The organism is Azospirillum sp. (genome assembly GCF_035627195.1).
In the GTDB taxonomy this organism is placed as follows: Bacteria; Pseudomonadota; Alphaproteobacteria; order Azospirillales; family Azospirillaceae; genus Azospirillum.
Genome location: NZ_DASPMG010000297.1, coordinates 1 through 2669 on the forward strand (window position 1 = coordinate 1; position 2669 = coordinate 2669).

Sequence of the window (2669 nt, forward strand, 5' to 3'; positions counted from 1 at the left end):
CGCGGCGTGCTGCGCCCGCAGGACCTCGTCGCCCGCTTCGGCGGCGAGGAATTCGCCGTCCTGCTGCCGGAGGCCAATCGCGCGCAGGCCATGACCGTCGCCGAACGCCTGCGCGCCGAAGCCGAGAACCTGCACGGCGACGGCGTGCCGCCGGAGCTGTGCGTCACCGTGAGCATCGGCGTGTCGGAAATCGAGGCGGGCGAGCGCACGCCCGACCCGGCGCTGTCGCACGCCGACCGCGCGCTCTACGCCGCCAAGCGGTCGGGCCGCAACCGCGTGGTGGATTTTCCGGCGGCGGCGGAGATGTGCGCGGAGTGAGGGCGCCCCCCCTGCCACCTTAATGGGCCGCGTCAGTGCGCCGGGGTGACGCGGAACTCGTTGACCTCGCCGCGGGGGTCGGCGACCACGCAGTTGCGGCCCGACCGCTTGGCCTGGTAGAGCGCCGCGTCGGCGCGCTTGATGAGGTTGTCGGCCGTGTCGCCCAGGCGCCCGCCGACGGCCACGCCCACCGACACCGTCACCGCGATCTCCCCCACCGGCGCCGACACCGCGAAGGGCGCGTCGGCGATGCGGGTGCGCAGCCGCTCGGCCACGATGCGGGCCGCCTCGTCGTCGGTGTCGGGCAGGATGACGACGAACTCCTCGCCGCCCAGGCGGGCCACCAGATCGAAGGTGCGCAGGTTGCGGCTGGCGCGGCTCGCCACCTCCTTCAGCACGTCGTCGCCGACGTCGTGGCCCCAGGTGTCGTTGACGTCCTTGAAGTGGTCGATGTCGAACATCAGCACCGACACCGGCTTGTGGTTGTCGATGGCGCGGTCGAGCAGGCGGGGCAGGTGCGCGTTGACGTAGCGGCGGTTGAACACGCCGGTCAGGCTGTCGGTCAGCGCCATCGACAGGCTGTGCTCGTAGTTCGCGCGCAGCCGCTCCTGGTAGCGCTTGCGGCGGATCTGCGTGCGCACGCGGGCCAGCAGCTCGTTGCGGTCGATCGGCTTGATGACGTAGTCGTTGGCGCCCAGCTCCAGGCCCTTGGCGACGCGGTTCAGGTCGCCCTCGTCGACCACCAGCAGGATCGGCACCTGCCGCGTGCGCTCGTGCGAGCGCAGCTGCGAGCACAGGCGCAGCCCGTCCTCGTTCAGCAGGGTCAGGCTGACGATCACCATGTCCAGGTCGTCGTTCAGCGCCCGCTCCAGCGCCTTGGCGCAGGTCTCGGCCGGGATGACGTGGTCGCCGTCGCGCTTCAGCGTCTCGGTGATCTTCTCCAGGTCGAGGACGGAGTCCTCCAGCACCAGGACGCGCGCCTTGTCGGCCGCCTCGCTCAGCAGCGTGCCGGCCGGCTCGATCACGCCGAACTGGCCGGACGTGCTCTCGCGCAGGCGCCACTCGTCCATCATCATCTTGAGCCGCACCAGCGAGCGCACGCGCGCGAACAGCGCGATGTCGTTCACCGGCTTGGTCAGGAAGTCGTCGGCCCCGGCCTCCAGCCCGCGCACGCGGTCGGCCACGTCGGACAGCGCCGTCACCATCACCACCGGGATGTGCATGGTGGCGGGGTCGGAGCGGATCTTCTCGCACACCTCGAACCCGTCCATGCCCGGCATCATGACGTCGAGCAGCACTATGTCCGGCGACTCCCGCTTGACCAGCTCCAGCGCCTCGGGACCGTTGTAGGCGGTGATGACGTCGAAATACTCGCGCGTCAGCTTGGCCGCCAGCAGCTTCACGTTGGGCAGGACATCGTCGACGACGAGGACGCGCGCGGACATGGGGCTTTATGCTTTCCGGTGGCTTCTGCGGCGGCTTATGAGAGGAACTTCTGCACGGATTCGAGGAACTTGGTCACCGAGATCGGCTTGGCGATGTAGTCCTCGCAGCCGCCCTCGCGGATCTTTTCCTCGTCACCCTTCATGGCGAAGGCGGTGACGGCGATGACGGGGATCGCCTTCAGCTCCTCGTCCTCCTTGATCCATTTGGTGACCTCCAGGCCCGACACCTCGGGAAGCTGGATGTCCATGAGGATGAGGTCCGGGCGATGCAGCCGCGCCAGCTTCAGCGCCTCCATGCCGTCGCGGGTCTGCAACGTGGAATAGCCGTGGGCCTCGAGAAGATCGTGGAAGAGCTTCATGTTGAGCTCATTGTCCTCGACAATGAGCACCCGCTTGGGGGCCTTGTCCGCCTCCGCCGCGCCCGCGGGGCCGTTCGCCTGCGAAGACATCAACACGCTCCTCCGGGCCGTGCGGCCCGATTTGGTCGTGGCAACCGCCCCTATTCGCGGCGCGCCAACGGCCCGGTGTACCTCCTTTTTTCTTAGGTGGCGACGGTTAAATTGTCGTTACCATAGGTGTGACAACCAATTGACCCAGTACTTTCGTACACTATCCGCAACGGCGGGCAACAAAGCCCGGGGCCGTTCAGGCGGCGCGGCGCTTGCGGCGGCGCTTGCCCTTGTCGCCGTACATTTTCACGTCCGCCTTCCGGATCACCTCCTCCTCGTGGTCGGCCGGGCCGTAGGGCTGCGTGCCGATGGAGAAGCGGATGGGCAGCGTGGCGCCGTTCCAGGTGACGGTCTCCCGGTTGGCCGCCTTGGCCAGCTGCGCTGCGCGGGCGACGCCGGTCGCGGCGTCGGTGTTGGTCAGCAGCACGGCGAACTCGTCGCCGCCCAGGCGGGCAAC

4 protein-coding genes are annotated in these 2669 nt (G+C 68.6%); 1 reads left to right on the top strand and 3 read right to left on the bottom strand.

All coding sequences use genetic code 11. From position 1 onward, the window contains the following. Nucleotides 1–318 (top strand): GGDEF domain-containing protein (locus tag VED21_RS27125; protein WP_324887954.1); only part of this gene is annotated, 318 nt, incomplete at its 5' end. Nucleotides 319–350: 32 nt separating this feature from the next. Here the strand turns inward: VED21_RS27125 and VED21_RS27130 are convergent. The 3 genes from VED21_RS27130 to VED21_RS27140 form a co-directional block, all read right to left on the bottom strand. Beyond that, nucleotides 351–1763 carry a PleD family two-component system response regulator gene (locus tag VED21_RS27130; protein WP_324887956.1) on the bottom strand — a complete coding sequence of 471 codons (1413 nt, stop codon included), beginning with the start codon at nucleotides 1761–1763 and terminating at the stop codon, nucleotides 351–353. A gap of 35 nt (nucleotides 1764–1798) precedes the next feature. Next, on the bottom strand, nucleotides 1799–2212 hold the full coding sequence (locus tag VED21_RS27135; protein WP_324887958.1) for a response regulator: 414 nt from the start codon (nucleotides 2210–2212) through the stop codon (nucleotides 1799–1801). Between the two features lie 196 nt (nucleotides 2213–2408). Beyond that, nucleotides 2409–2669 (bottom strand): GGDEF domain-containing protein (locus tag VED21_RS27140; RefSeq protein WP_324887960.1); only part of this gene is annotated, 261 nt, incomplete at its 5' end.

Excerpts from the sequence above, each read along its gene's own strand:
- VED21_RS27135 (WP_324887958.1), bottom strand. The coding sequence starts at position 2,212 with ATGTCTTCGCAGGCGAACGGCCCCGCGGGCGCGGCGGAGGCGGACAAG.
- VED21_RS27130 (WP_324887956.1), bottom strand. The coding sequence starts at position 1,763 with ATGTCCGCGCGCGTCCTCGTCGTCGACGATGTCCTGCCCAACGTGAAG.